This window comes from Isoptericola sp. NPDC058082 (assembly GCF_042885055.1).
In the GTDB taxonomy this organism is placed as follows: domain Bacteria; phylum Actinomycetota; class Actinomycetes; order Actinomycetales; family Cellulomonadaceae; genus Isoptericola.
Window position 1 is genome coordinate 63,650 of record NZ_JBHVSQ010000006.1, and the last position, 25,996, is coordinate 89,645.

31 protein-coding genes are annotated in these 25,996 nt (G+C 76.1%); 11 read left to right on the top strand and 20 right to left on the bottom strand.

Annotated features, from left to right (window positions below; translation table 11 throughout):
- Positions 1–53: 53 nt before the first annotated feature.
- The gene (locus ACFVS0_RS10345) at positions 54–350 is read right to left on the bottom strand and encodes a hypothetical protein (protein WP_430587892.1); all 297 of its coding nucleotides are present in this window, start codon (positions 348–350) and stop codon (positions 54–56) included.
- Between the two features lie 106 nt (positions 351–456).
- Here ACFVS0_RS10345 and ACFVS0_RS10350 point away from each other — a divergent pair, with 106 nt between their 5' ends.
- Positions 457–2,517: a hypothetical protein gene (locus tag ACFVS0_RS10350; RefSeq protein ID WP_430587893.1), complete on the top strand. Its 2,061-nt coding sequence runs from the start codon at positions 457–459 to the stop codon at positions 2,515–2,517.
- Here ACFVS0_RS10350 and ACFVS0_RS10355 read toward each other — a convergent pair.
- Both ACFVS0_RS10355 and ACFVS0_RS10360 read right to left on the bottom strand, forming a co-directional pair.
- Positions 2,401–2,967: a GNAT family N-acetyltransferase gene (locus ACFVS0_RS10355; RefSeq protein ID WP_430587894.1), complete on the bottom strand. Its 567-nt coding sequence runs from the start codon at positions 2,965–2,967 to the stop codon at positions 2,401–2,403. The two genes, ACFVS0_RS10350 and ACFVS0_RS10355, sit on opposite strands and share 117 nt — an antisense overlap.
- A gap of 10 nt (positions 2,968–2,977) precedes the next feature.
- Positions 2,978–3,541 (bottom strand): TetR/AcrR family transcriptional regulator, encoded by a 564-nt coding sequence (locus ACFVS0_RS10360; RefSeq protein WP_430587895.1) that lies wholly within the window; start codon positions 3,539–3,541, stop codon positions 2,978–2,980.
- 102 nt (positions 3,542–3,643) lie between these two features.
- Between ACFVS0_RS10360 and ACFVS0_RS10365 the strand changes: the two genes are divergently transcribed.
- Positions 3,644–4,546, top strand: coding sequence for an SDR family oxidoreductase (locus ACFVS0_RS10365; protein ID WP_430587896.1), 903 nt, complete (start codon positions 3,644–3,646; stop codon positions 4,544–4,546).
- 15 nt (positions 4,547–4,561) lie between these two features.
- Here the strand turns inward: ACFVS0_RS10365 and ACFVS0_RS10370 are convergent, their stop codons facing one another.
- The gene (locus ACFVS0_RS10370; protein WP_430587897.1) at positions 4,562–5,143 is read right to left on the bottom strand and encodes a 1-acyl-sn-glycerol-3-phosphate acyltransferase; all 582 of its coding nucleotides are present in this window, start codon (positions 5,141–5,143) and stop codon (positions 4,562–4,564) included.
- A gap of 63 nt (positions 5,144–5,206) precedes the next feature.
- Between ACFVS0_RS10370 and ACFVS0_RS10375 the strand changes: the two genes are divergently transcribed.
- The gene (locus ACFVS0_RS10375) at positions 5,207–5,587 is read left to right on the top strand and encodes a VOC family protein (protein WP_430587898.1); all 381 of its coding nucleotides are present in this window, start codon (positions 5,207–5,209) and stop codon (positions 5,585–5,587) included.
- Between the two features lie 22 nt (positions 5,588–5,609).
- Positions 5,610–6,200, top strand: a complete 591-nt coding sequence (locus ACFVS0_RS10380; RefSeq protein WP_430587899.1) for a phosphoribosylglycinamide formyltransferase — start codon at positions 5,610–5,612, stop codon at positions 6,198–6,200.
- An 81-nt stretch (positions 6,201–6,281) separates the two neighbouring features.
- Here the strand turns inward: ACFVS0_RS10380 and ACFVS0_RS10385 are convergent, their stop codons facing one another.
- Complete coding sequence (locus ACFVS0_RS10385) at positions 6,282–6,749, bottom strand: luciferase family protein (protein WP_430585222.1); 468 nt, start codon at positions 6,747–6,749, stop codon at positions 6,282–6,284.
- Positions 6,750–6,782: 33 nt separating this feature from the next.
- Positions 6,783–7,961: an SLC13 family permease gene (locus tag ACFVS0_RS10390; RefSeq protein WP_430587900.1), complete on the bottom strand. Its 1,179-nt coding sequence runs from the start codon at positions 7,959–7,961 to the stop codon at positions 6,783–6,785.
- Between the two features lie 68 nt (positions 7,962–8,029).
- Here ACFVS0_RS10390 and ACFVS0_RS10395 point away from each other — a divergent pair, with 68 nt between their 5' ends.
- Positions 8,030–8,611, top strand: coding sequence for a hypothetical protein (locus ACFVS0_RS10395; protein ID WP_430551439.1), 582 nt, complete (start codon positions 8,030–8,032; stop codon positions 8,609–8,611).
- A gap of 27 nt (positions 8,612–8,638) precedes the next feature.
- Here ACFVS0_RS10395 and ACFVS0_RS10400 read toward each other — a convergent pair whose 3' ends face one another.
- The 7 genes from ACFVS0_RS10400 to ACFVS0_RS10430 form a co-directional block, all read right to left on the bottom strand.
- Complete coding sequence (locus ACFVS0_RS10400; RefSeq protein ID WP_430587901.1) at positions 8,639–9,562, bottom strand: phosphotransferase family protein; 924 nt, start codon at positions 9,560–9,562, stop codon at positions 8,639–8,641.
- A 16-nt stretch (positions 9,563–9,578) separates the two neighbouring features.
- Positions 9,579–10,937 carry a hypothetical protein gene (locus tag ACFVS0_RS10405; RefSeq protein WP_430587902.1) on the bottom strand — a complete coding sequence of 453 codons (1,359 nt, stop codon included), beginning with the start codon at positions 10,935–10,937 and terminating at the stop codon, positions 9,579–9,581.
- Positions 10,934–11,521: an RNA polymerase sigma factor gene (locus ACFVS0_RS10410; protein ID WP_430551436.1), complete on the bottom strand. Its 588-nt coding sequence runs from the start codon at positions 11,519–11,521 to the stop codon at positions 10,934–10,936. Before ACFVS0_RS10410 ends, ACFVS0_RS10405 begins: the two co-directional genes overlap by 4 nt.
- A gap of 109 nt (positions 11,522–11,630) precedes the next feature.
- A complete protein-coding gene (locus ACFVS0_RS10415) occupies positions 11,631–12,077 on the bottom strand; it encodes a universal stress protein (protein ID WP_430587903.1) in 447 nt (148 codons plus the stop codon).
- A complete protein-coding gene (locus ACFVS0_RS10420; RefSeq protein WP_430563357.1) occupies positions 12,074–13,660 on the bottom strand; it encodes a tripartite tricarboxylate transporter permease in 1,587 nt (528 codons plus the stop codon). Before ACFVS0_RS10420 ends, ACFVS0_RS10415 begins: the two co-directional genes overlap by 4 nt.
- Before the next feature lie 13 nt (positions 13,661–13,673).
- On the bottom strand, positions 13,674–14,219 hold the full coding sequence (locus ACFVS0_RS10425; RefSeq protein ID WP_430587904.1) for a tripartite tricarboxylate transporter TctB family protein: 546 nt from the start codon (positions 14,217–14,219) through the stop codon (positions 13,674–13,676).
- Positions 14,216–15,193 carry a Bug family tripartite tricarboxylate transporter substrate binding protein gene (locus tag ACFVS0_RS10430; RefSeq protein WP_430551432.1) on the bottom strand — a complete coding sequence of 326 codons (978 nt, stop codon included), beginning with the start codon at positions 15,191–15,193 and terminating at the stop codon, positions 14,216–14,218. The genes ACFVS0_RS10425 and ACFVS0_RS10430 overlap by 4 nt, the downstream gene beginning before the upstream one ends.
- 141 nt (positions 15,194–15,334) lie before the next feature.
- Here ACFVS0_RS10430 and ACFVS0_RS10435 point away from each other — a divergent pair, with 141 nt between their 5' ends.
- Positions 15,335–17,068 carry a sensor histidine kinase gene (locus tag ACFVS0_RS10435; RefSeq protein ID WP_430563354.1) on the top strand — a complete coding sequence of 578 codons (1,734 nt, stop codon included), beginning with the start codon at positions 15,335–15,337 and terminating at the stop codon, positions 17,066–17,068.
- Positions 17,065–17,751 carry a response regulator gene (locus ACFVS0_RS10440; protein ID WP_430551430.1) on the top strand — a complete coding sequence of 229 codons (687 nt, stop codon included), beginning with the start codon at positions 17,065–17,067 and terminating at the stop codon, positions 17,749–17,751. Before ACFVS0_RS10435 ends, ACFVS0_RS10440 begins: the two co-directional genes overlap by 4 nt.
- Before the next feature lie 38 nt (positions 17,752–17,789).
- Here the strand turns inward: ACFVS0_RS10440 and ACFVS0_RS10445 are convergent, their stop codons facing one another.
- The 3 genes from ACFVS0_RS10445 to ACFVS0_RS10455 all read right to left on the bottom strand — a co-directional run bounded on the left by ACFVS0_RS10445 (position 17,790) and on the right by ACFVS0_RS10455 (position 20,355).
- Positions 17,790–18,776: a hypothetical protein gene (locus ACFVS0_RS10445; protein WP_430587905.1), complete on the bottom strand. Its 987-nt coding sequence runs from the start codon at positions 18,774–18,776 to the stop codon at positions 17,790–17,792.
- Positions 18,776–19,396 (bottom strand): RNA polymerase sigma factor, encoded by a 621-nt coding sequence (locus ACFVS0_RS10450; protein ID WP_430587906.1) that lies wholly within the window; start codon positions 19,394–19,396, stop codon positions 18,776–18,778. Before ACFVS0_RS10450 ends, ACFVS0_RS10445 begins: the two co-directional genes overlap by 1 nt.
- An 83-nt stretch (positions 19,397–19,479) precedes the next feature.
- Entirely contained in the window at positions 19,480–20,355 is an 876-nt protein-coding gene (locus tag ACFVS0_RS10455; RefSeq protein WP_430587907.1) for a LysR family transcriptional regulator, read from the bottom strand.
- Between the two features lie 72 nt (positions 20,356–20,427).
- Between ACFVS0_RS10455 and ACFVS0_RS10460 the strand changes: the two genes are divergently transcribed.
- Positions 20,428–21,675 (top strand): MFS transporter, encoded by a 1,248-nt coding sequence (locus ACFVS0_RS10460; RefSeq protein ID WP_430587908.1) that lies wholly within the window; start codon positions 20,428–20,430, stop codon positions 21,673–21,675.
- Here ACFVS0_RS10460 and ACFVS0_RS10465 read toward each other — a convergent pair.
- Positions 21,665–22,045 carry a winged helix-turn-helix transcriptional regulator gene (locus ACFVS0_RS10465; RefSeq protein WP_430563349.1) on the bottom strand — a complete coding sequence of 127 codons (381 nt, stop codon included), beginning with the start codon at positions 22,043–22,045 and terminating at the stop codon, positions 21,665–21,667. The genes ACFVS0_RS10460 and ACFVS0_RS10465 overlap by 11 nt on opposite strands.
- A 79-nt stretch (positions 22,046–22,124) precedes the next feature.
- Here ACFVS0_RS10465 and ACFVS0_RS10470 point away from each other — a divergent pair, with 79 nt between their 5' ends.
- The gene (locus ACFVS0_RS10470) at positions 22,125–22,535 is read left to right on the top strand and encodes a RidA family protein (protein WP_430563348.1); all 411 of its coding nucleotides are present in this window, start codon (positions 22,125–22,127) and stop codon (positions 22,533–22,535) included.
- A gap of 75 nt (positions 22,536–22,610) precedes the next feature.
- Positions 22,611–23,273: a histidine phosphatase family protein gene (locus ACFVS0_RS10475; RefSeq protein WP_430551423.1), complete on the top strand. Its 663-nt coding sequence runs from the start codon at positions 22,611–22,613 to the stop codon at positions 23,271–23,273.
- A gap of 14 nt (positions 23,274–23,287) precedes the next feature.
- On the opposite strand, the gene ACFVS0_RS10480 is transcribed toward ACFVS0_RS10475, so the two are convergent.
- Positions 23,288–23,905, bottom strand: a complete 618-nt coding sequence (locus tag ACFVS0_RS10480; protein WP_430551422.1) for a LysE family translocator — start codon at positions 23,903–23,905, stop codon at positions 23,288–23,290.
- A 103-nt stretch (positions 23,906–24,008) separates the two neighbouring features.
- Complete coding sequence (locus ACFVS0_RS10485) at positions 24,009–24,809, bottom strand: AraC family transcriptional regulator (protein WP_430587909.1); 801 nt, start codon at positions 24,807–24,809, stop codon at positions 24,009–24,011.
- An 86-nt stretch (positions 24,810–24,895) separates the two neighbouring features.
- Here ACFVS0_RS10485 and ACFVS0_RS10490 point away from each other — a divergent pair, with 86 nt between their 5' ends.
- A complete protein-coding gene (locus ACFVS0_RS10490) occupies positions 24,896–25,372 on the top strand; it encodes a GNAT family N-acetyltransferase (protein WP_430587910.1) in 477 nt (158 codons plus the stop codon).
- A gap of 27 nt (positions 25,373–25,399) precedes the next feature.
- Here ACFVS0_RS10490 and ACFVS0_RS10495 read toward each other — a convergent pair whose 3' ends face one another.
- Positions 25,400–25,924, bottom strand: a complete 525-nt coding sequence (locus tag ACFVS0_RS10495) for a GNAT family N-acetyltransferase (protein WP_430587911.1) — start codon at positions 25,922–25,924, stop codon at positions 25,400–25,402.
- Positions 25,925–25,996 lie beyond the last annotated feature (72 nt).

A 25,996-nucleotide genomic window follows, 5' to 3' on the forward strand; every position in this document is an offset into this window, starting at 1 on the left:
CCGCGCGCCCGTCGACTCCCCCGGCGGGCCGCGGCGGCAGGATCCCGTGCGGCTCAGGCGCTCAGTGAGCGCTGCGACCAGCTGGTGCCGAGGGCGCGCAGGACGTCGTGCGGGTCGCGCCGCGTCGCGTCCGTGTAGGCACGCAGGGACATCACCGACGCCGTGAGCATGGTGGTGATCACCTCGCGCGCGAGCCGGGGGTCGGTGCTCGCCTCGTCGAGCAGCTCCTGCACGATGCGGGAGCGGATGCCGAGGTCGGGTTCCGAGCACGCCGTGAGCAGGGCGATGGTGAGTGAGCCGGCGTCCGCGCCGGCGGAACCGTCGCCGGCACCTGTGCTGTCAGTACCCATGGCGTCCCCCTCCGCGGCCCGACGGGTTCCGGTCTACCGCACGGGGCGACGTCGCGCACCCGGGCGGGCTTGCGGCGTGCCGACGGCAGGCGCAAGGATGCGCGCGATGATCCCCTCGCCCGCGCCTCGCCGACGTGCCGCGCCGCACCTGCTGCCCGGTCTGCTCGGCGTCGGGCTGGCCGGCGCCCTGCTGCTGGCGGGCCCCGCCGCCGTCGCCGACGAAGGGCTCACGGAGGAGTCCCACAGCCGGTACGTGCTGCGGGCGAAGGACACCGAGGTGCGGGCGACGTCGACCACCACCATCGGCAACGTCACGCCCGACCGCGGGCTGACGTACTACTACTTCACGTCGTACTCCATCGCCGTGCCGGCGGGGGCGGAGGACGTGCGCGCGACGAGCGGCGGTGCCTCGCTGCCGGTGCGGCTGGAGGCGACCGAGGACCCGAGCACCCGGTACGCGGTGACGACGTTCGCACCGCTGCGGTACGGGCAGACGCGCACCATCGAGTGGAGCTTCGTCGTGCCGGGCGAGCCGGTGCGCTCGAAGGACTACACGCGGGTGGGCGACGGCTTCGCGACCTTCGCGGCGTCGGGCGTGGGGGACACTGGCCGGACGACGGTCGAGGTGGTGCTGCCGGCGTCGATGACGTTCGACGCGACGTCCGACGTGTTCACGCAGGAGCGCTCCGGGAAGACCACCACGTACACGGCCACGGAGAACACCGACAAGGACGGGATCTGGGCGGTCGTCTCGGCGCGCGACCCGGAGAAGGCGGACGAGAAGGTCGTCGAGGTGGGCGGCACCACCCTCACCCTGCAGAGCTTCCCGGGCGACGAGAAGTGGACGGCGTTCGTGGGGAAGCGGCTGCAGCAGGGCCTGCCCGTGCTGGAGGACCTCGTCGGGCGGCCGTGGCCGGGCGGGCTCGACACGATCCGCGAGGACGTGTCGCCCAAGGTGCTCGGGTACGCGTGGTTCGACCCGGACAAGGACGAGATCGTCATCCCGGAGGACCTCGACCCGGCGACGCTCTACCACGAGCTCGGGCACGCCTGGCTCAACCCGGACCGCCTCACCGAGCGGTGGCTGTCCGAGGGCGTGACGGAGGTGGTGGCACAGCGGGTCGTCGAGCGGACGGGCGCGTCGAGCGACCCGTGGTCGGCGCCCGACCGCCACGCCGACGTCGCCGTGCCTCTCTCGGACTGGGACGCGCACCCGGGCGAGCTGGACGCGGACGCCGAGCAGTACGGGTACGCGGCGTCGTACACCGTGGTGCGGAAGCTGCTGGGCGGGCTCGACGACGACGCGTTCACGGCCGTGGTCTCGGCGGCCCAGGCGGGGGAGAGCGCGTACGAGCGCCCGGGCTCCATGGAGGAGAACGGCGGCCGGACCGACTGGCGGCGCTTCCTCGACCTGGTGGAGGAGCGGGGCGACGTCTCCGGCGCGCCGAAGGTGCTGCGCACGTGGGTGCTCGACGCCGAGCAGAAGGCCGCGCTGAAGCCCCGGGCCGCCGCGCGGAAGGCGTACGCGGCCCTGGACGAGGCCGACGGCGGCTGGGCGCCTCCGCTCGGGCTGCGCACGGCCATGACCCGCTGGGAGTTCGACGAGGCGAAGGACGTGCGGTCCGCGCTCGACGGCGCGGCGCAGGACGCCGGGGCCGTGCAGTCAGCGGCCGAGCGGGCCGGGCTGGACGCGCCGGCGGCGGTGCGCGCGGCGTACGAGGAGGCGTCCGACGCCGACGCGTACGCGGAGCTCGCCACCCTGCTGCCGCGGGCCGCCGAGGTGACGACGAGCGTCGGCGCGGCCGTCGAGGCGTCCGACGCCGACCGCGACCCGGTGACGGAGCTGGGGGCGCTGGTGCTCGGCGTCGACCGGGCGGCCGAGCGGGCGCGGGGCGACCTCGCTGCCGGCGACCTCGATGCCGCCGCCGAGCATGCGGCCGCGGCGTCGGACCGGGCAGGGCTCGCGACGGCCGCCGGGGCCGGCGTGGTGGTGCTGGTCCTCGCCGCGGGGGGCGGCGTCGTCGCTCTCGTGGTGCGCCGTCGACGGAGGTCAGTCGTGGAGGATGCGCTGGAAGAGGGCGTGGTCCTGCCAACGGCCGGCGATCCGGAGGTAGGACGGCGCGGTGCCGATGCGGTCGAACCCGGTGCGCGCGAGCACCTTCTGTGACGCCGTGTTGTGCAGCAGCGTCGCCGCCTGGACGCGGTGCAGGCCCAGGTCGTCGCGGGCGTGCGCGCACGCGGCGTCGACCGCCGCGGTCATGACGCCGCGCCCGGCGAGCGAGGCGTCGACCCAGTAGCCCAGATGGGTGTTGCGGAACGCGCCGAGCACGATGTCGGACAGGTTCACGCGGCCGACGATCTCGCCGGCACGCACCAGGACGAGCGGCACCGACCGGCCGTCCTCGTGCGACCGCAGCTCCGTCGCGACGAGCCCGGCCTGCCGGTCGGCGTCGTAGAACTCCGGCGGACGCACCGGCTCCCACGGCTCCAGGTGAGCCCGGTTGCGGGAGTACGCCGCCGCGAGCGCCGGTCCGTCGTCCTCGTCCAGGAGGCGCAGGGTGACGCCGTCGGGCAGCGCACCGGAGGGGACGGAGGGCGGGTTTCCGGTCGCGGGCACGACGGCGAGCCTAGCCCCGCGCCTGCGCGCGCAGGGCCGCGAGGGCGGACCGCACCTCGTCGGTGACCGGTCGGGACTGCCCGGAGGCGATCCAGGCCTGGAACCCGACCCGGAACGCCGCCACCCCGGCCTCGGCGACCATCGAGGCGTCCGGTTCGGGGACGCCGCGGCCGCGCAGTGCTGCCGCGGCGGCGTCGCGCAGCGCGGCGAGCTTGAGGAGCTCCCGCTCCTGCAGGCGCGGGGTCGCGGCGACGACGGCGGCGCGGCGGGCGGCGAACTCGCGGCGCTCCTCGAGCACCTCGACGGCGGTGGCGACGGCCTCGCCGACGACGTCGAGCGGCTCGTCGGCGTCGGGCGCGGCGGCGATGGCGGCCTCGACGGCCGCCTCGAGCTCGTGGGAGCCGTCGAACAGCACCTCGCGCTTGTCGGCGAAGTGCCGGAAGTACGTGCGCTCGGTGACGCCGGCGCGCTCGGCGATCTGGGCGGTCGTCGTCTGCTCGAACCCCTGCACGGCGTAGAGGTCGAGCGCGGCGCGCGTCATGCGCCCGCGCGCGTCGGGTTCCCATCGGGCCATGCGGGACAGTCTAGTGATGACGGTCCCTGACATCAGGTGTACCGTGAGTGATGTCAGCAACTGACATCACGGGCCGCGGCACGGCCCACGAGAGGAGAACCCATGCGCGTCTTCGTCACCGGAGCCTCCGGCTGGATCGGCTCCGCCACCGTCCCCCACCTCCTCGCCGCCGGGCACGACGTCCTCGGGCTCGCCCGCTCCGGCGCGTCGGCCCGCCGGGTCGAGGAGCTGGGCGCCACCGCCGTCCGTGGCGGGCTCGACGACCTGGAGGTGCTGCGGGCCGCCGCCCGCGACGCCGACGCGGTCGTCCACCTGGCGTTCAAGCACGACTTCGCCGACTACGAGGCCGCGGGCCGTACCGAACGGGCCGTCGTCCAGGCGTTCGTCGACGAGCTCGCTGACAGCGGGCGCGGCCTGCTGGTCGCGTCCGGCGTCGTCGGGCGGCCGGGCGTCGTGCTCACCGAGCACGACGCGTCGGCCTTCACCGGCCCGGACGCGCCGCGCGGCGGCTCCGAGGGTGTGGCGCTCGACGCCGCGGAGCGAGGGGTCCGGCCGGTGGCGCTCCGGTTCCCGGCGACCGTGCACGGCACCGGCGACCACGGCTTCACCGCGACGCTCGTGCGGACGGCGCGCGAGCGCGGCGTCTCCGGGTACGTCGGGGACGGCTCGGCCCGGTGGCCCGCGGTGCACGTCGGCGACGCCGGGCGCGCGGTCGCCCTCGCCGTCGACAAGGCGCCCGCGGGCTCCGCGGTGCACGCCGTGGCGGAGGAGGGCGTCCCGTCCCGCGAGATCGCCGAGGCGATCGGCAGGGTCGTGGGGGTGCCGGCGGTGTCCGTCGACCCGGCGGACGCGGCCGAGCACTTCGGCTGGCTCAGCCGGTTCTGGGGCATGGACGCCGTCGCGTCGAGCGCCCTGACGCGCGAGCTGCTGGGCTGGGAGCCGGTCGGCCCGACGCTGCTGGAGGACCTTGCCGCCGGCGCGTACGACCACGCGGCGCGCGGCTGACGCGTCGAGAGGGCGTCAGCCCTGCCGGTCCTCGTCGGCCAGCCGCGGCTCGGTGCGCAGCGCCGGGCGCAGGCCCGCCTTGTCCGCGTAGAACGCGCGGATGTCGTCCATGTCGGCGCGCACGTCGCCGGTGAGGCGGAGGGTGGGGCCGAGGCCCGTCGTCATCGTGGTGCGGTCGACGTACCCGAGCGTCACGGGCAGGTCCGCGGCCCGGGCGATGCGGTAGAAGCCCGACTTCCACCCGTCGCCCGACCGCGTGCCCTCGGGCGTGACGACGAGGTGGAACACCTCCCCGGCACGGACGTGGGCGAGCACGTCGTCCACCACCCGGCTGGGGTCGCGACGGTCCACGGGGATACCGCCGAGCGCGCGCATGAGCGGCCCGCGCCAACCGGCGAACAGGGTGTGCTTGCCCAGCCAGCGCACGTCCAGCCCGAGCCGCCACGCGATGGCGAGCATGAGCACGAAGTCCCAGTTGGACGTGTGCGGCGCGCCCACCAGCACACCCGGCTGCGCCGGGGCCGGCTCGCTGCGCAGGGTCCAGCGGCTGAGCCGCCAGTAGGTGCCGGCGAGCGCCCGCCGCAGGGTTCTGAGCATCGGGCGACTCTACCGGCCGGCGGACGGGGAACGGGTGTCGGAGGGCCGCGCCATGCTGCCGGGATGAGCGAGCACGCGCACGGCGTCCACCACACCATCGACTACCTCGAGCTGCCGGTGACCGACCTCGCGGCGGCCCAGGAGTTCTACGCCGCGGCCTTCGGCTGGGAGTTCGTCGCCTACGGGCCGCAGTACGCGGGCATCCGCACGGCCGCGGAGCGGGCGCCGGCGGAGGCGGGCGGGCTGCGTCTCGCCGAGGCCGCCGACGTCTCCCGGGGCGGCCCGTTCGTCCTGCTGTACTCCGACGACCTCGACGCGACGCTGGCCGGAGTGACGGCCGCGGGCGGCCGGGTGGTCGACGGCCCGTACGAGTTCCCCGGCGGTCGCCGCTTCCACTTCCTCGACCCCAGCGGCAACGAGCTCGGGGTGTGGGCGACGTCCTGACGGGCTCTGGCAGGCTCCTGCCGTGACCGCCGCCGCGAGCCCCTCCGTCCCGCTCCGTGCCGCCCTCCTCGGGTCGGGCGCGGGGAGCACCGCCGACCACGTCCTGGGGTCGGGCGCCGCCGATGTGCGCCTCGTGCTCGGGAACAACAGCCGGTCGGGGATCTTCGACGTCGCCCGGCGGCACGGCGTCCCGACCGCCCACCTCAGCGGTGTCACGCACCCGGACGCGGACGACCTCGACGCCGCCGTCCTCACCGCGCTCGACGGCGCCGAGGTCGACGTGGTGGTGCTCGCCGGGTACATGAAGAAGCTCGGGCCGCGGGTCCTCGCACGCTACGAGGGGCGGATCCTCAACACGCACCCCGCGCTGCTGCCGGAGTTCGGCGGCGCCGGCATGTTCGGCGACCACGTGCACGAGGCCGTCCTGGCCTCGGGCCGCACGGTCTCCGGCGCGACGGTCCACGTGGTGACGGCGGACTACGACGAGGGACCCGTCGTCGCGCAGACCGAGGTGCCGGTCGTCCCCGGCGACGACGTGCCCGCCCTGCGCGCCCGGGTGCAGGCTGCGGAGAAGGCGCTCCTCGTCGAGGTGCTGCGGGCCTGGCGCTCCTGAGCCGGCGGGTGCGCCGGACGAGCTCGCGACGACAACCCCTGGACCCCGACGGACACGCCGCGCCCGTCCCGGCGTGAGGCCTCAGCCCCGTGCGAAGGCGATGCTCTCGGCCACGACGGACACGACGGCGTCGACCTCCGCGGCGTCGCGCGGGCCGTAGACCATGTACTCGGTGCCGAAGTCCTCGTACTGGTGCGGCTCCGCCCACCCGAGCGCGACGAGCTCCTCGCCGCGCTCGTGCGGCAGCACCAGGTGCACGCTCGTGTCGGTCACGCCGTGCAGGTGCACGGGCTCGAGGCGACGTCCCGGGGCCAGGTTCGTCGCCGGCTCCCGCTCCTGCTCGAGTCCGGCGAGGAAGACCGCGCGCGAGGACTTCGGCGACACCTGGCTGTGGCCCTCCACGACGCCGTCGAGCGCGAACACTCGGGCGACCAGCTCGCCCCACAGTGCAGGGGTCGAGCGTTGGGTGAGCTGGCGGTGCGGGCCCTCGTCGGACGTGTCAGGACGGTCGCCCGGGCGGGCGGTGGTCAGGTGTGGGGAGGTCGGCACGGTGGCACCGTACCCGCCCCGGCAGCCGGGACGTCAGCCCACGACAGCCAGGGCGAGCACGCCGGCCGCGACGGCGAGCGGCGCCACGACGGCGCCCTGGGTGACGACGCGGCGCACCAGGCCCACCGGCGCGGAGAACGTGTGCCGCCGGTACTGCTGGAGCCACAGCAGCGTGGCGAGCGACGCCCAGGGCGTGACGAGCGGCCCGGCGTTGACGCCGACGAGCAAGGCCGCCAGCCGGGCGTCGTCGCCGGTCACGGTGGGGGCGAGGGCGAGGTAGGCGGGCAGGTTGTTCACCGCGTTCGCCGACGCCGCGCCGACGGCGGCGACCTGGGCGAGGGCGCCCGCGTCGTCGCCCGTGCCCACGAGCGGGGCGAGCAGGTCGGTGAGACCGTGCGCGTGCCACGTCCCGACGACGGCGAACAGGCCGGCGGTGACCACGACCGTGCGCCACGGCACCAGCTCGCGCACGGGGACGAGGAGCGGCACCCGGCGCCACGCCGTCGCGGCCCCGAGCGCGACGGCGGCGCCCAGCGCCACGGGCAGCACCGGCAGGCCGGCGGCGAAGCCGGCCCCCATGAGGACGACGACCGCGCCCGCCGTCCACAGCAGCACCGGGTCGGCGGCCCGGCGAGGCTCCGGGACGGCGTACGTGCCGCGCAGGGCGGGCGCGTGCAGGACGGCGAGCGCGGCGACCACGACGACGACCACCGCGACGGCGGGCGCCACCATGACGCCGAGGTACCCGGCGTCGAACGACGACGCGGCCATGAGGTTGGTGAGGTTGGAGACCGGCAGCAGGAGCGACGCCGTGTTGGCGAGCGCCAGCACCGTGAGCGCGAGGGGGAGCGGGTCGCGGCCGGCGCGGCGGGCGACGGCCACGACGGCCGGGGTGAGCAGCACGGCCGTGGTGTCGAGCGACAGGACGACGGTGCAGACGGTCGCGACCGCGGCCACGAGGAGCCAGAGCGCCACGGCCCGCCCGCGGGCGAGCCGGGCGGCGCCGTCCGCGACGGCGTCGAACAGCCCCGCGCCGGCGCAGAGCTCGGCGACCACCGTGAGCAGGACGACGAAGCCCAGCACCGGCCCGGTCAGAGCGGCGAGGGAGCGGGCCTCGGCGGCCGGCAGCGCACCCGACAGGGGCAGGGCGACGACGAGGAGGAGCGCCGGGACCCACAGGGGCGGCAGGAGCCGTCGCGCGCGGCGTGTCACGGGCTGAGCGTAGACGTCGGTTCGAAGGTCGGAGGTAGTGATCGGGCCTCGGCCGGCAACTGAGGGGTATGAGCACTCGACGCCGACGCCCCGGGGACGCCTCCGCGCCCCTGATCTTCGCGCTCGTGGCGCTCGGCTGCGCCACCGTCTGGGTCGTGTGGTTGGGCGTGCTGATGCTCACCGACGTCGCCGGGCCGCAGACGGCCGGCTGGGTGCTGACCGTCGGCGGCGTGACGGTGCTGGTCGCCGTCGGGCTGCTGGTGGCGTCGCTGCTCCGCGGCCCGACGCGCATCGTGGCGCACGACCCGTCCGGCGCGCGCTGGTCGCTGCGCGCGGCACCGGTGCCGGTGCGCCTGGCGACGTCGGACCCGCTCGAGCCAGGGTCGCGCGGCGCGGCGCTCGCCGCCCAGGTCGTGCGCGCCGCCACCCGGCCCGGCACCGCCGACCGGGTCGACCGGGCACGCGCCGTCCTGGTGCTGCGACAGATCCTCGAGGTCGCGCAGGGGTCGGACGGGCCCGGCGGCCCCGGCGACGGCGACTGGGCACGGGTGCGCGCCGCCGTCGTGGACCTGACGCTGAGGGCGTCCGACCACCCGCCGCACCCGGTCACCCTGCTGCCGTGGGAGGAGCACCTCACCGCGCCGCAATGAGCTGCCTGCGGCGCCCGTCCGGCCTGATCAGGGGCTCGTCGGGCGGGCGCCGCCGGCGTCGGCCAGCGCCTCCGCGACGAGGCGGTGGCCCTGCGCCTCGAACGCGTCGTCGCCCACCTGGTACGCCCAGCACGCGGTACCGATCGCCTCGCGCACCCGCGACCGGGACCACGCCCCCGGCTCGCGCGGGTCGGGCCCGTACCCGGCGAGGAACGCCTCCTCGGCGCCCGGGTACCGCCGGAACTCCCGCGACGCGAGCCGGTCGAGGTCGCTCATCGCCGGCCGCAGGTCCGCGCGGCCGAGGTCGATGACGCGCACAGTGCCACCGTCGTCCACCAGCCAGTTGCGTGCCTGCCAGTCGCCGTGCGTCGGGACGACGACGGCGGGCGGCGTGGGCCAGGAGCGGATCAGCGTGCGCAACCGCGCCACGTCCCCCGGGGCGATCCGGTGCGGACCGCCCAGCCACCGCTCGGACCGGGCGTTCGCCCTCGCCTCGTAGCCGACGTCCTCGACGGCGAGCTGCCCGTGCAGGGCCGCCAGCAGCCGCCCCGCCTGCTCGTAGGTGTCCGGGTCGGCGGCGGCCGCGTCGTCCTGGACCAGCCGGCCCGGCTGGTACGTCGTGACGAGCAGCTTGGCGTCGACGTCGGCGCGCACCAGGCGCCCGACCCGGTCCGCGTCCACCCGGTCCGCGTCCACCCGTGCGTCGAGGGCGTCCGCGAGCCAGGGCCCCGTCCACTCCCGGTGCGCCCGGACCTCGCGGGCGATGTGGTGATCCCGCTCGCCCCCGGCCTTGACGACGAGCGTCCGCCCGCCCGCGGCCACGCGGAGGACGGTCGTCTCCACCAGTCCCCAGCTCATGTCCTCCTTGACCGCGACGTCCGGCAGCCAGGCGCTCAGCAGCTCGCGCTGCCGGTCGGACAGGGCGCGGAGGTCAGGGACCGAACGAGACATCCGGGCAGGTTAGCGCTCAGTCCTCGTGCCGCGAGCCGTCGTCGAGATACCAGACCAGCTGTGCCTCGTCGAGGATGTCGCCGCCAGAGGTCGTGCTCCATGCGACCCAGTACCCGTCGGACAGCTCGGCGGGGACGACGGTGCCGTCCTCCGTCTCCAGCTCGACGCGCTCGACGTCCGTGCCTGCGAAGCCCGTCAGCACGTGGGCGCCGTCCGTCGAGGTGCCGATCTCCACCGCCGCCACGTCGCGCGCCGGGGCGGCGTCGGCCCTGCCGTTCGTCACGGTCCAGGCCTGGTACGGCGGGTACGCGTCCTGGACGCACATGACGAGCTCGCGCCGGTCGTTCATCATCGCGGTGAGCCCGAGGTCGTCGTAGCGTCGCTCGATCAGCGGCCGGAGGCCGGTGACGTCGGGGCCGTCCGTGCACCGCTGACGACGCTGCTCGGTGAGCGCCGTGGCCGGCTCCCCGTCCTCGGGCCAGGCGCTGTCGAGCGCCAGCGACCGGGCGGTGCCGTCCTCCCGCCAGAGCAGCGAGACGCGGGCGTCGGTCGGCACGCGGTCGCCGGGCATCATGACGGTCCAGCCGGCGCCGTCCCGGACAGTGTCGACGACGAGCAGGGAGCCCGGGGCTCCGGCGTCGCGCGGCGGTTCCACCTGGAGCCGGACGTCCCTGGCCCCCGAGCCGACATCTCCCCAGGCGACGTACCAGTCGTCGTCCATGACCCCGCCGAGCGTGACCTCCCCGGCAGACGCCGTGGGCGCGGGATCGGTCCACAGGGTGTTCGTCCTGGTCGAGCCCGCCGCGTCACTCGTGTCCGCGCAGAATCCGGTCAGCTTCTCGGGCGACCGCAGCATCGTCAGGCTCGCCCCGCCGACGGTGTCGTGGGCGAGCGACGACCAGGCCGGGTGGAGGTCGAACCGCTCGGGCAGGGACGCGGTGAGCTGCTCGGCGCACGACGACTCGGGTGACGCCGGCCCGGGAGCGGGTCGCGGTGCCAGCACCAGCCCGACGGCGACGACGCCGACGACGCCGGCCGCGGCGGCGCCGAGCTGCACGCGCCGACGGCGGCGCTCGCGCGCGGTGCGGCCGCGGTCGAGCGGCACGACGAGGTCGTCGTCGACCAGGGGGAGGGGGGCATCACCGTCCGCGGCGTCGCGGCGGGCGCGGGCGTCGTCGAGGTCGAGCACGTGCGCGCCCCCGACGCGTCGGCTGCGGGAGGGGCCGGACCCGTCGCGGTCGCCGTCGAGGGTCTCGTCGAGCACGTCGTCGAGCACCGCGCGGGCGGCGGCGAGCCGCTCGGGGTCGAGGGACGCGGTGGGGGCGAGGCGGGCGAGCCGCTCGTCGATACCGGTGGAGCTGCCTGCGGTGCTCATGCGGACCTCCTGGAGGACGCGGCGGAGCGGAGGGCGGTGGTCGCGGCGGCGGGGGCCGCGCCGGGGGCACCGTCGGCGTGGTCGGCGTCGGCGGCCAGCCGGCGTCGGGCGCGGTGCAGCCGGACGTGGAACGTCGCGGTGCTGCACCCGGCGACGTCGGCCGCGTCGGCGGGGGCGAGGCCGTCCCACGCGACGAGGAGGATCGCCTCCCGCTCGCGCTCGCCGAGGCGGGCGAGGCCGCGCAGCAGGGCGTCGCGCTCGACGGCGAGGGCCTCGGGCGCGGCCTCCGGCAGGGGCGCGGAGGCCGCGAGCGAAGCGAGCTCGTCGTCGAGCGTGCGGCGGCGCCGCGCGGCACGGTGGGCGTTGCGCACGAGGTTGCGGGCCACGACCAGCAGCCACGGCAGCGCCGGGTCGGGGACGTCGTCGAGGCGGCGCCACGCCACGAGGAACGTCTCGGAGAGCACGTCCTGCGCGGTGTCCGGGTCGGTGTGCCGCCACAGGTACGCCTGGACGCGGACGGCGTGCGCGCTCCACAGCGCGGACAGTCGTTCGCGCCGGTCGGCGGCGTCGTCGGGGGTGCTCACACGACGTAGTGTCCCGGCCGGGCGATGACTTACGCGCGAGTTCCGTCATCCGGTGCGAGATCGGTCCGGAGGTGGACCGAGCTCGCACCGGATGACCGATCTCAGGCCGTCAGGCGGGGCGTTCCCCGGGCTTCACGGCGAGCACGGGGCACTCGGCGGTGAGCAGGATGCGCTGCGCGACGGAGCCCATGAGCAGCTTGCCCACGGGGCTGCGGTGCCGCAGCCCGACGACGACGAGCCGGGCGGACAGCTCGGCCGCGACGTCGAGCACCTGCTCCGCGACGTCGCGCCCCATCTCCTGCCGCACGACGTGCGGCAGCCCGGTGCTCCGCAGCCGTTCGGCGAGGTCGGCGAGCCCGGCGGGGGCGGCGAACCGCTCGTCCACCAGGGCGTCGCCGCGGGTGCCGTTGACGACGGCGACGCCGCGCCCGCCCTCGGCGGCCCAGGCGATCGCGTGCTCCAGCGCGGCGGCACCGAACTCGTCGGGCGTCCAGGCCACCACCACCCAGCCGTCGGCGGGGGGCGGGGTCTGCTCCTGCCCCGGGGTCGTGGTCATCGGGCGCTCCCTTCGGTCACGGTCTCGTCGTCCGCCTCCTGCGTGTGCTCCGCCTCCGCGACGATCCGCGACTCCGTCCGCGACCGCCACCGCGACAGCAGCGGCCGGGTCAGCAGGACCAGTGCCAGCACCGCGTAGATGGCGATCGCCAGCGGCTCGCTCCACAGGATGGCGGGGTCGCCGCCGGAGATGGTGAGCGCCTCGCGCAGCTTGGTCTCCATGAGCGGGCCGAGGATGACGCCGAGGATGAGCGGCAGCACGGGGAGTCCGAACCGGCGCATCGCCATGCCGAGCAGGCCGAACACCAGCAGCAGGGCGATGTCGAACGGGTCGAGGTTGGTGGCGTAGGCGCCCAGGCAGGCGAAGAACAGGATGCCCGCGTACAGCTGGGGCCGCGGGATGCGCAGCAGCCGCGCCCACAGCGGTGCCAGCGGCAGGTTGAGCACGAGCAGCAGCAGGTTGCCGACCAGCAGGCTGGCGAGCAGCGTCCACACCATGTCCGCGTGCTCGGTCATGAGCTGCGGGCCGGGCTGGATGCCGTACCCCTGGAGCGCGGACAGCATCACCGACGCCGTCGCGGTCACGGGCAGGCCCAGCGCCAGCATCGGCACGAGCATGCCCGCGGCCGACGCGTTGTTCGCGGCCTCCGGCCCCGCGACGCCCTCGATGGCGCCCCGGCCGAACTCGTCCTTGGCGTCCGCCCTCCGGCGGGCGACGCCGCGCTTCGCCAGGCTGCGCTCGGTGACGAACGACAGGAACGTCGGCAGCTCGGCGCCGCCCGCGGGCAGCGCGCCGAACGGGAACCCGTACGCCGTGCCGCGCAGCCAGGGCTTCCAGGACCGGCGCAGGTCCTCGCGGCCCAGCCACGGCTGCCCGACCGGCACGACGCGCGCGGGCTTGCGACGCAGGTGCGCCGCGACCCACAGGGCCTCGCCGAGCGCGAAGATGCCGACGGCCACCACCACGATGTCGAGCCGGTCCACGAGCTGCGTGACGCCGAACGTCAGGCGCGGCTGCCCGGTGTTGAGGTCGAGGCCCACCAGGCCGATCGTCAGGCCCACGAACAGCGACATGAGGCCGCGCAGCGGGCTCGCGCCCAGCACCGTCGCCGTCATGACGAGCGCCAGCACCATGAGCGCGAAGTACGACGGCGCGCCGATCTCCACGGCGACGTCCGCCAGGGCCGGCGCGAACATCGCGACCAGCAGCGTGCCGATCGTGCCCGCGACGAACGACCCGACCGCGGCGGTCGCCAACGCCTGCGCGCCCCGCCCGGCCCGCGCCATGAGGTTGCCCTCGAGCGCCGTCATCACGGACGCGGACTCGCCGGGCGTGTTGAGCAGGATCGACGTCGTCGACCCGCCGTACATGCCGCCGTAGTACAGCCCGGCGAACATGATGAACGCCTGCGTGGGCTCCAGCCCGAACGTCACGGGGAGCAGCAGCGCGATCGCCATCGCCGGCCCGATGCCGGGCAGCACGCCGACGAAGGTGCCGAGCAGCACGCCCACCGCGGCGTACAGGAGGTTCATGGGGGTGAGGGCGGCGCCGAGGCCGTCCCACAGCAGTCCGAGGTTCTCCATCAGTCCCGCCCCCTCACAGGATCCCGTCGAGGACGCCGGGCGTGAGCGGGATGCCCAGCCCGACGACGAAGCCGTACCAGCTGGCCACGGCGAGCACGAGGCCCACCAGCACGTCGCGGATCACCGTGCGGCTGCCGAGCGCCCACGCCGACCCGGCGAAGAGGACGGCGCCCGCGAGCGCCCACCCGAGCCAGCTCACGGTGGCGACGGTCAGCAGGATGACTCCGACCAGCTTCAGCACCGTGGGCCAGTCGGCCGGGGTCGTGACGTCGACGTCCTCGCCCGCCTCCGGCTCGGGGCGCGAGCCGCGCGCCGTCGCGACGGCCAGCAGCACGCTCGTCACCGCCAGCCCCACGCCGATGACGAGCGGGAAGACGCGCGGCCCCACCGGGTCGGCGAAGCCCACCTCAAGCTGGATAGCGTCGTAGACGGTGTAGGCGCCGACGACGAGCAGCACGGCCGACAGCCCGTACTGGGCGGCGTCGACGCGTGGGGTGCCCGGGCCACGTGGATCCTCGCCGGCCGGCCCCGCGTCGGGGGTCTCCACCTCGGTGCTCACAGCAGGTTCAGCTCCTTCAGGGTGGTCGACACCCGCTCGTCCTGCTCGCGCAGGAACCGCTCGAAGTCGTCGCCGGTGGTGAAGGCGTCGGTCCAGCCGTTGTCGGCCAGGGCCTGGTCCCACTCGGGCGAGTCGTGCATGCGGGTGAGGTAGTCGATGAGCCGGTCGCGGGCCTCGTCGCTGATGCCGGGCGGGGCGACGACGCCGCGCCAGTTCGTGAAGACGAGGTCGATGCCGGACTCGGTGAGGGTCGGGACGTCGGCGAGGACGTCCCCGGCGACGCGCTCGTCGCCGGAGACGGCGAGCACGCGCAGCTCGCCCGCCTCGATCTGCCCCTCGAACTCGGCCAGGCCGGAGAACCCGACCTGGATCTTGTGCCCCAGCAGGGCGCTGGTCAGCGGGCCGCCGCCGTCGTACGACACGTACCGCAGGTCTTTCGGGTCCACGCCGGTCGCCTTGGCGAGCTGCATGGGGAACAGGTGGTCGGGGCCGCCGGGCGACGACCCGCCGCCCACGACCACGGAGCCCGGGTCGTCCTCCCACGCGGCGACGAGGTCGTCGATGGTCTCGAACGGCGAGTCCGCGGGGACCAGCACGCCCTCCTGCTCCTCGATGAGCTGGGCGATGGGGGTCGCGTCGTGCGGCCGGGCGTCCACTCCGAACGAGTAGGTGGAGCCCACGACGCCGAGCCCGAGCGTCATCAGGAGCCGCTCGTTGCCGGCCTCGCCCATGAGCCGCGACATGGCGACCGAGCCGCCCGCGCCGAGGATGTTGGTGACCTGGATGTCGCCGCCGGTGATGCCGTCGCGGTCCAGGACGCCGACGGCGGCGCGGCCGGTCTGGTCGTAGCCGCCGCCCGGGCTGTTGGGGATCCACATGTCGAGGTCGGTCGAGTCGTCGCCGCGCGTCACTCCGCACGCGGCGGAGACCGCCACGAGGGTCGCGGCGAGGGCGGCGGCGACGGCGGCGCGCACGCCACGTCGTCGGCGGGATGTCGTCGTCGACACCGGGTACTCCAGACTGTCGGTGCTGCGGGGCGGCTGTGCCCCGGGTGAGATCGTCACAGGTACGCGTGGGGCGCGTCATCATTGGGCAACCAAAGGAGGTTGTGGAACTTGCGGTCACGACGCTCGCAGGGCTCCCGGCGCCACCTGACGCTCGGCGGTCAGGTGCTGGCGCTGCAGCTCGCCGTGCTGCTCGTCGTCGTCGCCGCGGCCGCCGTCGTCTTCCTGGGACAGGCCGACGCCGAGTTCCGCGACGACCGCGCGGACCGGCTCGAGGTGGCGGCTGAGGGCCTGGCGGGCATCCCGGCGGTGCAGGCGTCGCTCGCCGCGGACGCGCCCGACACGCAGGCGCTCGCGTTCTACCTGCAGACCCGCGCGGCCTACGTCGACGCCCGCAACGCCTACCTCACCGACCCCGAGGGACGCATCCTCGTCGCCACGGACCCGACCCGCACCGGCGAGCGCCTCGACCTGCCCGACGACGCCGCCACGCGCGCCGGCAGCGGCGACGTCGCCGACGTGGCGGGGAGCTCGATCGCGGCGTGGGTGCCGGTCTACGGCGGCAGCGACCCGGTGCCGGAGCCGCGCGCGCCCGAGCCGGTGGCCGTCGTCGTGCTGGCCGACCCGTACCCGCCGCTGACGGAGCGGCTCTCGGACGCCGGCGGCGACGTGCTCGTGGTGCTGGGCATCGGCACCGCGCTCGCGGCCGCCGGGTCGTGGCTGCTGGCACGCCTGGTGAAGCGGCGCACGCGCGGCCTGGAGCCGGCGCAGATCGCGGCGCTCGCGGACCACCGCGAGGGCGTGCTGCGCTCGATCCGCGAGGGGGTCGTCGTCGTGGGGGACGACGGCGCCGTGAGCCTCATGAGCGACAGCGCCCGCGAGCTGCTCGGCCTCGTCGGGCCGGTCGCAGGGGCGGGCGACGCGCCCGACCCGACGGGCCGCCGCCTGGAGGACCTGGGCCTCGACCCCGCCGTCCTCGACCTGCTGCGCGGCACCGACGAGGTGCACGACGCGGTCCTGGTCGCGGGCGACACGGTGCTGGTGCTCAACCGCCGCCGCGTGCTGCACGACGGCCGCCCGGCCGGCACGGTGACCACGCTGCGCGACCGCACCGAGCTGCTGGCGCTGCAGAGCGAGCTGCACGCGCGCGAGAGCGTCACCGAGACGCTGCGCGCGCAGACGCACGAGTTCAGCAACCAGCTGCACACCGTCTCGGGGCTCATCGAGCTGGGGGAGTACGACGAGGTGGGGCGGTTCGTCGAGCGCCTCACGCGGCGCCGGGCCGACCTGAGCGACGTCGTGACGGCGCGCGTCGCCGACCCGGCGGTGGCGGCGCTGCTCATCGCGAAGGCGACGCTCGCGGACGAGCGGCACGTGGAGCTCGTCGTCGACCCGGGCAGCGCGCTGCCCCGACTGGACCCGGACCTGTCCGCGGACGTGGGGACCGTGCTCGGCAACCTCGTGGACAACGCCGTCGACGCCGCGGCGTGGGCCGCGGGCCCGGACGTGCACGGCGTCGCGGCGCCCGCCATGGTCCGGGTGCGCCTGGCGCTGGACGGGCCCGCGCACGACGTCCTCGTCGAGGTCGCGGACACCGGGCGGGGCGTGCCGCCCGAGCAGGCGGACGAGATCTTCCGGCGCGGGTGGAGCACGAAGCCGCACGGCGCGACCGGCCGGGGCGTGGGCCTCGCCCTGGTGCACGTGCTGGCGCAGCGCCGCGGCGGGAGGGTGACGGTGCACAATGGCGACGCCCGTGCCGGGGAGGGCGGTGCCGTGTTCATCGCCCGGCTGCCGCAGTCGGTCGCGGGCACCGGACGGGCCGACCAGGAGGTGCAGCAGGCGTGAGCCTCGACGTGCTGGTGGTGGAGGACGACTTCATGGTCGCGTCCATCCACCGCCGCTTCGTGGAGCGGGTCCCGGGGTTCCGCGTGGTCGGGGAGGCCCACTCGGGCGCCGACGCGATCGCCGCCGTCGAGGCGCTGCGGCCGGATCTCGTGCTGCTCGACGTGCACCTGCCCGACATGAGCGGCATCGAGGTGCTGCGCCGCCTGCGCGCGGCCGGCCACGACCTGGGCGTCGTCGTCATCACCGCCGCCCGCGAGGCGGACACGGTGCGCGCCGCGGCGGCGGGCGGGGCGGCGCACTACCTCGTCAAGCCGTTCGCGTCCGACGACCTCACGGCGCGCCTCCAGGAGTTCCGCCGCGCGCGGGTCGCGCTCGAAGGGCTCGACGACGACGCCGGCGCGGACATCCAGGCGGACATCGACGCCGTCTTCGCCCGCCCGCCGCAGGCCGCCGCCCCGCGCGAGCCCCTGCCCAAGGGGCTCAGCCAGGAGACCGCCGACGCCGTGCTGGCCGTGCTCGCGGACGGCGCGGAGCTCAGCGCCACCGAGTGCGCCGACGCCGTCGGCGTCAGCCGGGTCAGCGCCCGCCGCTACCTGGAGCACTTCGCGACGACGGGGCGCGCCGCGGTGCGCCTCAACTACGGCACCGCGGGGCGCCCCGAGCGCCGCTACCGGCTGCGCTGAGCCGGCAGCGGCGCTGCGGACACGGTCGTCGGGCCGGGTCAGCCGGCCGCGCTCGGCCCGTACACGGTCACCTCGATGGTGCCGCCGAGGAAGACGTCCACCCGGGAGCACCCGGCCGACTCGTCGGTCACCTCCCTCGTCGGGACCTCGAAGTCGAACGACGCGACCGCCTCGTCGGCGACCGCCCGCGCCTCGTCGGCGGGGAGGCACTCGTCCACCACCCGGTCCCGGAGCGCGCCGATCATCGCGTCCGCGTCCGGCGCGGACAGCCTCTGGTACGGGTCCTCCGACGGGCTGACGGTGAGCGTGCGTTCCCCGACGTTGACCTCGAGGTGGGAGCACGACGGCGAGGTCCCGCTCGGGTCCTCCGAGGCGACGGTCCAGTCCTGCAGGCCGAGCCGGTCGATCTCCCCCTGGGCCCAGGTGGCGCCCTCGGCGACGGAGCGGCACTCGCTCCAGCCGCCGTCGACCGGGTCGACGACGCTCTGCTGCAGCTCGACGACGCCGGTGCCCACCGCCTGGGACCCCTCCAGGCGCTGCACGCCCTCGGGCACCTGGCCGGCGGGGGCCACGACCGTCTGGCCGTCCCACGCGAAGGCGACGGGGTCCTCGATCGGGGGCAGGCCGGCCTCGGCGAGCAGCGTGGTGCAGTCGGCGTACGGGTCGCCGGTGATCCACGAGCCGGCGGCGTCGACGTCCAGCCCTTCGGCGGTGTCCGCGGTCCAGGCGTGCACGCAGGTGACGCCCTCGCCGCTGGAGCCCTGGAACGCCTGGATCGCCGCGTAGGCCACGCCGCCCCCGGTGAGGACTCCGGCCAGGCCGAGCGCCACCGCGCCGCGGCGCCCGAGGCGGCGTCGCCGGGGGAGCGGGTCGCCGGCGGTGGGCAGGGCGGGCGCGGTCGCGCCGTCGGTGCTCGTCATGGTGATCTCCTCGCGCAGGGCGGCGAACGCCGCCTCGTCCACGGCGTCGAGTCGGGCCCGGCGGGCCGGGTCCGCGGCGCTCAGCCGCTTCATCAGGTCGCTCATCACGCCTCCTCGGTTCCGGGGCGGGCAGGTGCCCACCCGCTGATCACCTGTCCGGCCGGGACGGTGCGTTGCGCGGCCCGGTCGGTGCGTCGCACGCCGGGGACGCCGTCCGCCGCGGCGAGCGCGGCCAGCTGGTCGGCCAGCCGCCGTCGGGCGCGGTGCAGCCGGACGCGCACCGCGGCGCGGGAGACGCCGAGCACCATCGCGATCTCGTCCCGCGCGAGCTGCTCCCACGCGACGAGGCGCAGCAGCTCCCGGTCCTCGTCGCCGAGGCGCGCGAGGGCCTGCTCGACGTCGCTGACGTCGTCGTCGGACGGAGGCGGCACGGCCTCGACGACCTCGGCCCGCAGGCGGTCCGCCAGGGCGGTGCGGCGCCTGGTCCCGCGGTGGTGGTTCGCGAGGACGCGGCGCGCCACGCCGAACATCCACGGGCGCGCGTCCGTGCCGGCGGGGACATCCTCGATGCGCCGCCATGCGACGAGGAACGCCTCGGCGACGACGTCGGCGGCGTCCGCGGGGTCGGCGACGCGTCGCACCGCGTAGGCGAGCAGCGGGCGGTGCGTGGCCTCGAAGAGCGCGGTGAAGCGCCCCTCGTGGTCCGGCGGTTCGCGGGTGGGCATGGGCGGTCCTTCCGACCGGGGGACGGTGACGACCGGGACATGTCCACGTCCGGCCCGAGCGTTGCAGGGCGGCCGGGGCGGCGCTACCGGTCCCCGCCGCCGGCGCCCAGCACCCGCGCCGTGATCCGGGGCAGCGCGTCCGCCAGCACGGCGGGCCGCGGCGTCCGGGTGACGAGGGTGACCCGCACGGCCCCCGGCACCGGGGACGGCACGACGCGGTCGCCGGGCGCGGCGTACCAGCGGGCGGTGAGCTCGGGCACGAGGGCCGGGCACCTCAGCTCGCGCGCGATGCGGAGCGTGGCCTCCGTGGTGGGGCCGCGGCGCGGGACGGCGCCCAGGGCCGAGAGTCGCCGGTGCGTGGTCTCGCCGGCCAGGTCGATGAGGCTGTACACGACCGTGCGCCCCGCGAACGGCCGGCGCCCCGCGGCGAGCGGCGCCACGCCGGCGGGCAGCACGACCACCCGTGGCGACTCGCCCAGCGGGGTGCGCTGCAGGCCGCGCGGCACCACGATCTGCTCCGCGACGGTGACGATCGCGGCGTCCAGGGAGCCCTCGTGCACCTGCCGCACCAGGGTCGGGCCGTGGTCCACCTCCGGCAGGACCGTGACGTCGGGCAGCTCGAGCTCGACGGCGGTGAGCACCATCGGGCTGAGGGCCTGGATGGTGCCGACCGACAGGGTCGGCGCGGCGACGGCGGCGAGCACCTGGTCGGGCAGGTCGTCCAGGTCGGCCAGGAGCCGCGCGGCCAGGCGCGCGAGCTCGCGTCCGGCCGGGGTGGGCCGGGCGCCGGTGGTGTCGCGGTCGAACAGCGGCGTGCCGAGGCGGCGCTCCAGGGCGGACAGGCGGCGGCTCGCGGACGGCTGCGCGACGAGCAGCTCGCGCGCCGCGGCGCCCACGGAGCCGTGCCGCGCGACCGCCTCGGCGAGCAGCAGGTCGTCCACCGTCAGACGGGAGGTCATGCCTCCAGCGTATGAGCGAGGCGCCCGCGCCGCCGTCTACCGGCGGCGGCCGCCGGTGCGGAGGATCGAGGCATGCGACGTCCCCTGCTGATCCTCACCGCGATCACGTTCCTCACCTGGGTGGGGGCGCGGATCACCGCCGTCGCGCTGCCGCTCGTCGCGCTCGCCGAGACGGGGGAGGCGTGGGCCACGGGCCTCGTGGGCGGCATGTCGGGGCTGCCGCTGCTGACGGTCGGCTGGTGGGGCCGCGGCCTGCGCGAGCGGCTGGTGTCCGGCCGGGCGCTCGCCCCCGTCATGCTCGTGCAGGCCGCGGGGCTCGCGATCGTGCCGCTCGCGGCGCTCGTCGGCCAGGTGGGCGCGGTCAGCCTGTGCGCGTCCGGCCTCGTGACCGGCGTCGCCGGGGCGCTGCTCGGGCCGGCCGAGCGCGCGCTCGTCGCCGACCTCGCGGACGTCGGACGGCACGGTGGCGGGGCAGGAGGGGCGGGCGCGTCCGCCGCGCGCTGGCTCGCGTGGCAGGACCTCGCCCATCGCGTGTCGATGATCTTCGCGCCGCCGCTCGGCGCGTGGCTGGTCGTGGCGTGGGGCGCGGAGCCGCTGCTGTGGTGCCAGGCCGCCGTGGTGCTGGTGGCCGCGGCGGCGATGCTCAGGGTTCCGCGGGCGGACGGCCGCGCGCCGGCGCGGGGCGAGGAGGAGCCGACGGCGGTGCTCGCCGTCCTGCGCGCGCACCCGCAGGTCGCGGTGGGGATCGCCGCGGCGGGCGTCGGCGGGCTGTGCTGGTTCGGCTTCAGCCTCGGGCTGGCGGTCCTCGGCGTGGAGCACGGGATGCCCGGCGCGCTGATCGCGGCCGGGATGAGCGGCTACGGGGCGACGTCGGTCGCCGCGTCGCTGGCGGCGCCGCTGCTCGTCGACCGGCTGCCGCGCCTCGCGACGGCGGTCGGCACCTGGGCCGTGCTCGGCCTGTCGTTCGCGGCGCTCCCCGCGGTGGTGCCGAGCGTGGTGGGCGTCGCCCTCGTGTCCGCCGTCGGCGGGCTGGCGACGCCGTTCGGGATCGCCGCGCTCAACGCGCTGATCAGCGAGCGCACCTCCGGGGCGGAGCGGCGCGCGGCGTTCACGGCGGAGACCGTGCTGCACTCGGGCGGCGCCTCGCTCGGGCTCCTCGTGGGCGGCGCGGTCATCGGCGTGGTGGGCGCGGGTCCGGTGCTCGTCGTCGTCGGCGGGGTGCAGGTCCTCACCGGCGGCCTCGGGTTGCTGGCGGCCCGGTACCTCGGCGCCCGCGGTCGGACGCCGGCCGCCACGCCGGCCGCCGCCGTCAGCGGCTGAGCGGCGCCGCGTCGGGCCCGGGGCCGTCGAAGGCCTCCCGGGCCGCCTCGACGTCGGGCAGGACGGACGCGGACCAGGCCAGCAGGGCGTCCACGAGGTCCTGGAGCGTGCTGCCGAGCCCCGAGACGCGGTACTCGACGGCGACCGGGCGGGAGCTGAGGAGCCGTCGCTCGACCATGCCGTTGCGCTCGAGCCGCCGCAGCGTCGCGGTGAGCGACTTCTGGGTCACGGCGGGGATGCTGCGGCGCAGCTCGTTGAACCGCTGGGGCCGCTCGCAGAGCGACTCGAGCACCTGCAGGGACCACTTGTCGAGCACCTGGTCGAGCAGCTCGCGGTGGGCAGGGGCCAGGGCCGGGGCGGTCTCGTTCACGACACCTAGTCTCGTTGAAGTGGCCTGAGGAGACCAGGTAGACACGGGATACCTGATCGCCCCACCGGAAGGACGTCCCGTGACCGTCGACCTGCGCACCCCGCCCGGCATGCTCCACCCCGTCCCGTACCACCACGTCGCGATCGGCGTGGGCTCCCGGCACGTGCACGTCGCCGGGCAGGTCGGCCGCGACGCCGACGGGTCGCCGGCGGCCGTCGGCGACCTCTCCGGCCAGGTCGCCCGGGCGCTGCGCCACACCGCCCGGGGGCTGGCCGGCGCCGGAGCGGGGTTCGGCGACGTGGTCCGCCTGCGCTTCCTCGTCGTCGGCTGGCGGCCGGAGAGGTACGGCGACCTCGTGGCGGGGATCGAGGAGGTCGTCGAGGAGCTCGGCATCCCGCAGCCGTGGCCGCCCGCCACGCTCGTCGGCGTGGAGAGCCTGTTCGAGCCGGACGTGCTCGTCGAGATCGAGGCCGACGCCGTGCTCGACTGAGGGTCGGCGGGTGCCGGCCGGGTGCCGCGGACGCGCCAGGCCGTCGGTGGCGGCGCGGGATGAAACCCTGGGGGCATGCGTCTCCTCCTCCTGCGACACGGCCAGACCCCCTCCAACGTGGCGGGGCTGCTCGACACCGGTGCCCCCGGCCCCCGGCTGACCCCGCTGGGCGAGCAGCAGGCGGCCGCCGTCCCGACCGCGTTGCAGGAACGGCGGATCGACGCCCTCGCGGTGTCGTCGCTGGTGCGGACCTCGGACACCGTCGGCCCCCTGGCCGCCGCCCGCGACCTGCGCCCCACGGTGCTCGACGGCCTGCGCGAGGTGGAGGCCGGCTCCCTCGAGATGTCGTCCGACCTCGCCGACCACCACACCTACCTCGAGACCGTGTTCGCCTGGTCCCGCGGCGACCGGTCGCGACGCATGCCCGGCGGGCCCGACGGCGACGCGTTCCTCGCCCGGTTCGACGACGCGGTCGCCGCGCTCGCGGCGCGCGACCACGACGTCGTCCTCGCCGTCTCCCACGGCGCCGCCATCCGCTCGTGGTCCGGCGCGCGCGTCCGCGGCCTGGACGTCGAGGAGCTGGCGCACACCCCGCTCGCGAACACCGGCCTCATCGAGGTCGAGGGGGACCCGGGGTCGGGCTGGCGGCTGGTGGACTGGCACCGCGAGCCCGTCGGCGGCGCGCTGCTCGACGCGGTCGTCGCGCACGACCCGACCGGCGAGCCGGTCGACGACTGACGGGTCCGTCACGCTCACCGCACCAGGCCCGCGGCGAGCGTGACGAGCATCCCGAGCCCCAGCAGCACGAGGAAGCCGCCGGCGGCCCTGGTCAGCCACGGCAGCAGGCGGGCCAGGCGCGCGAGCGCCCGCTCGGAACCCAGCGCGACGGCGACGAACAGGTCCCACGCCAGCACGACGGCGACCATCCAGGCGCCGTAGAGCGCGCGGGTGCCGGGCGACGCGGCGGTGAGGGTGGCGGCGAGGCTGACGTAGAACAGCGCGTTCTTCGGGTTGAGCAGCCCGGACGCGAGCCCGAGGCCGAGGTTCCGCGTCCACGAGCCGCGGCCGAGCCTGGCCGGTGCGGCGAGCTCGACGTCGACCCGGGCGCGCACGAACGCGATCCCCATGACGACGAGGAACACGCCGCCGGCGCCCTGGACCACCAGGAGCGCCGCCGGGTTCGTGATCGCGGACAGCCCGCCGAACGCCACCGCGACGAAGACGCCGTTCGCGCAGGCGATCCCGACGCACGCGCCGCTGGCGCTGCGCCAGCCGCTGGTCATCGTGGTGCGGGCGATCAGGAAGAAGTCGGCCCCGGGGATCAGCAGGGCGAGGAAGTGCGCGACGGCGACGGCGAGGAACTGCTCCATGCGGGCATGCTCGGGCGAGCCCGCCGTCGCGGTCTTGGACGAAATTGCACCTGGACGGACCGGGGCGCCGCCGCCCGCCCGAGGGCAACCGCCCGGCGCGGCGTCAGCGCCGGTAGGCGCCGGGGGTGGCGGCCACGTGGGCGCGGAACACGCGGTGGAAGTGGCTTTGGTCGGCGAACCCGAGCGCGTGCGCGGTCTCGGCGAGCGGCGTGCCCGCGCGCAGCATCGCCCGCGCGGCGGTGACCCGGTCGTTGTGGCGCCACGCCACCGGGGTGAGCCCGGTGGCCCGCTTCATCGTCCGCACCAGCGCGTACCGGTCCATCCCCGCGACGGCGGCCAGCTCGTCGAGGGCCGGGTTCGACGCGTCGTCGTGCAGCCGGGCCAGCACCGGTCGCAGACGTTCCAGCAGCGCGTCGTCCGTGGTGGGGGCGATCCGGCGGTGGGGCGACGCCGTCGCGCACGTGCGCAGGGCCTGGCGGAGCGCCTCCTCGACCCGCGCGCCGTCCACCCGTCTCCCGTCGCCCGGTGCGAACAGCAGGTCCTCCACGGCGCGCACCCGGTGGTAGGCGCCGGGGTCGCGCAGGACGGTGATGCCGGCCAGGAGGGCGTCCGCCCCGGCGGGCAGCAGGCCCGCGACCCAGTCCTGGTCGGCGTGGATCATCCCGTACTCCCAGCGACCCCGGTCGGGGTTGCAGGAGTGCACGTGACCGGCGGGCACGAGGATCACGTCGCCGGCGGAGAGCGGCAGGGGAGCGCCGTCCGCACCGGTGAACGTCGTCGTGCCGGCGTCGATCAGTCCGACCGAGAACCGGTCGTGCGAGTGCAGGCGGTAGCACGCGGCGTCCTGGCAGGACCGTCGCGCCTCCAGCTGCGGCAGCGCCGCGTCGTGCCAGAACTCGGTCATCGACGCCGACCGTACGGCATCTGGCGGCCGGCTCGGTCGCCCGCACCCTGCGCGGCCGGCGGACGAGGGGTGCCAGCATGCTCTGCATGACGACGGTGACGCTGCGCCCGATGACCCCGGCCGAGTTCGACGAGTGGCAGGACGCCCTGGCGGCGGACTACGCGGCGGAGCAGGTCGCGGCGGGCCGCTGGCCGTACGAGGGGGCGGTGCGGCGGGCCCGCGACGAGTCGGCGCGGCTCCTGCCGCGGGGACCGGCGACGGAGGGGATGCTCGTCAACCTCGCCGTCGACGCCGACGGGGAGCCGGTCGGGCGCAGCTGGGTGGCGCTGGACCCGCCGCACACCACGGCGGGGATCGCGTTCCTCTACGACATCGAGGTCGTCGAGTCCCGGCGCGGTCAGGGCCTGGGGCGTGCGCTGCTGGCCGCGACGGAGGAGGCCGCCCGGCAGGCCGGCGCCACCGCGCTGGAGCTGAACGTCTTCGGCCGCAACGCCGCCGCCGTGTCGCTCTACGACTCCGCGGGGTACGCCGTCGTCACGCAGCAGATGCGCAAGGCGCTCTGAGGCGGGCGCCCGGGAGCACGTGGGTGCTCAGGGGTGCGGGCGCAGGTCCATGCCCATCACGGTGCGGGCGGGGACGGCCCCGGTCGTGTCGTCGGCGACGTGCCGCATGCCGAGCTTCTCGGCGACCCGACGGGACGCCGCGTTGTCGGGGTGGACGATCGCCACGAGCTCGCGCGCCCTCAGGGTGTCGCGTGCGAAGTCGCGGCACGCGGCGGCGGCCTCGGTCGCGTATCCGCGCCCCTGCAGGTCGCCCCGGACGTGATAGCCGACCTCGAGCCGGACCTCGGCACCGACGCGCTGCCACGTGAGCCCGCAGTCGCCGACGAAGGTGCCGTCGAGGGTCTCCAGCAACCAGAGCCCGTACCCGTGGCGGGAGTAGTTCTCCTCGTTCCAGGCGATCCACGCCGCCGCCTCGGCGCGGGTCTTCGGGGCGGGGTAGTACGCCATGACGTCGGGGTCGCCGAGGAGCGCGGCCATCTCGTCGAGGTCGTCCGCGCCCATCGCGCGGAACCTCAGGCGGGCGGTGGGCGGGGGCGTCCTGTCGCGGGTCACCTGGCGATTCTCGTCGGGACCGTACTCCGCGCGACACTGGGGGGAGCACTATCTGCCAAGACGAGGAGTACC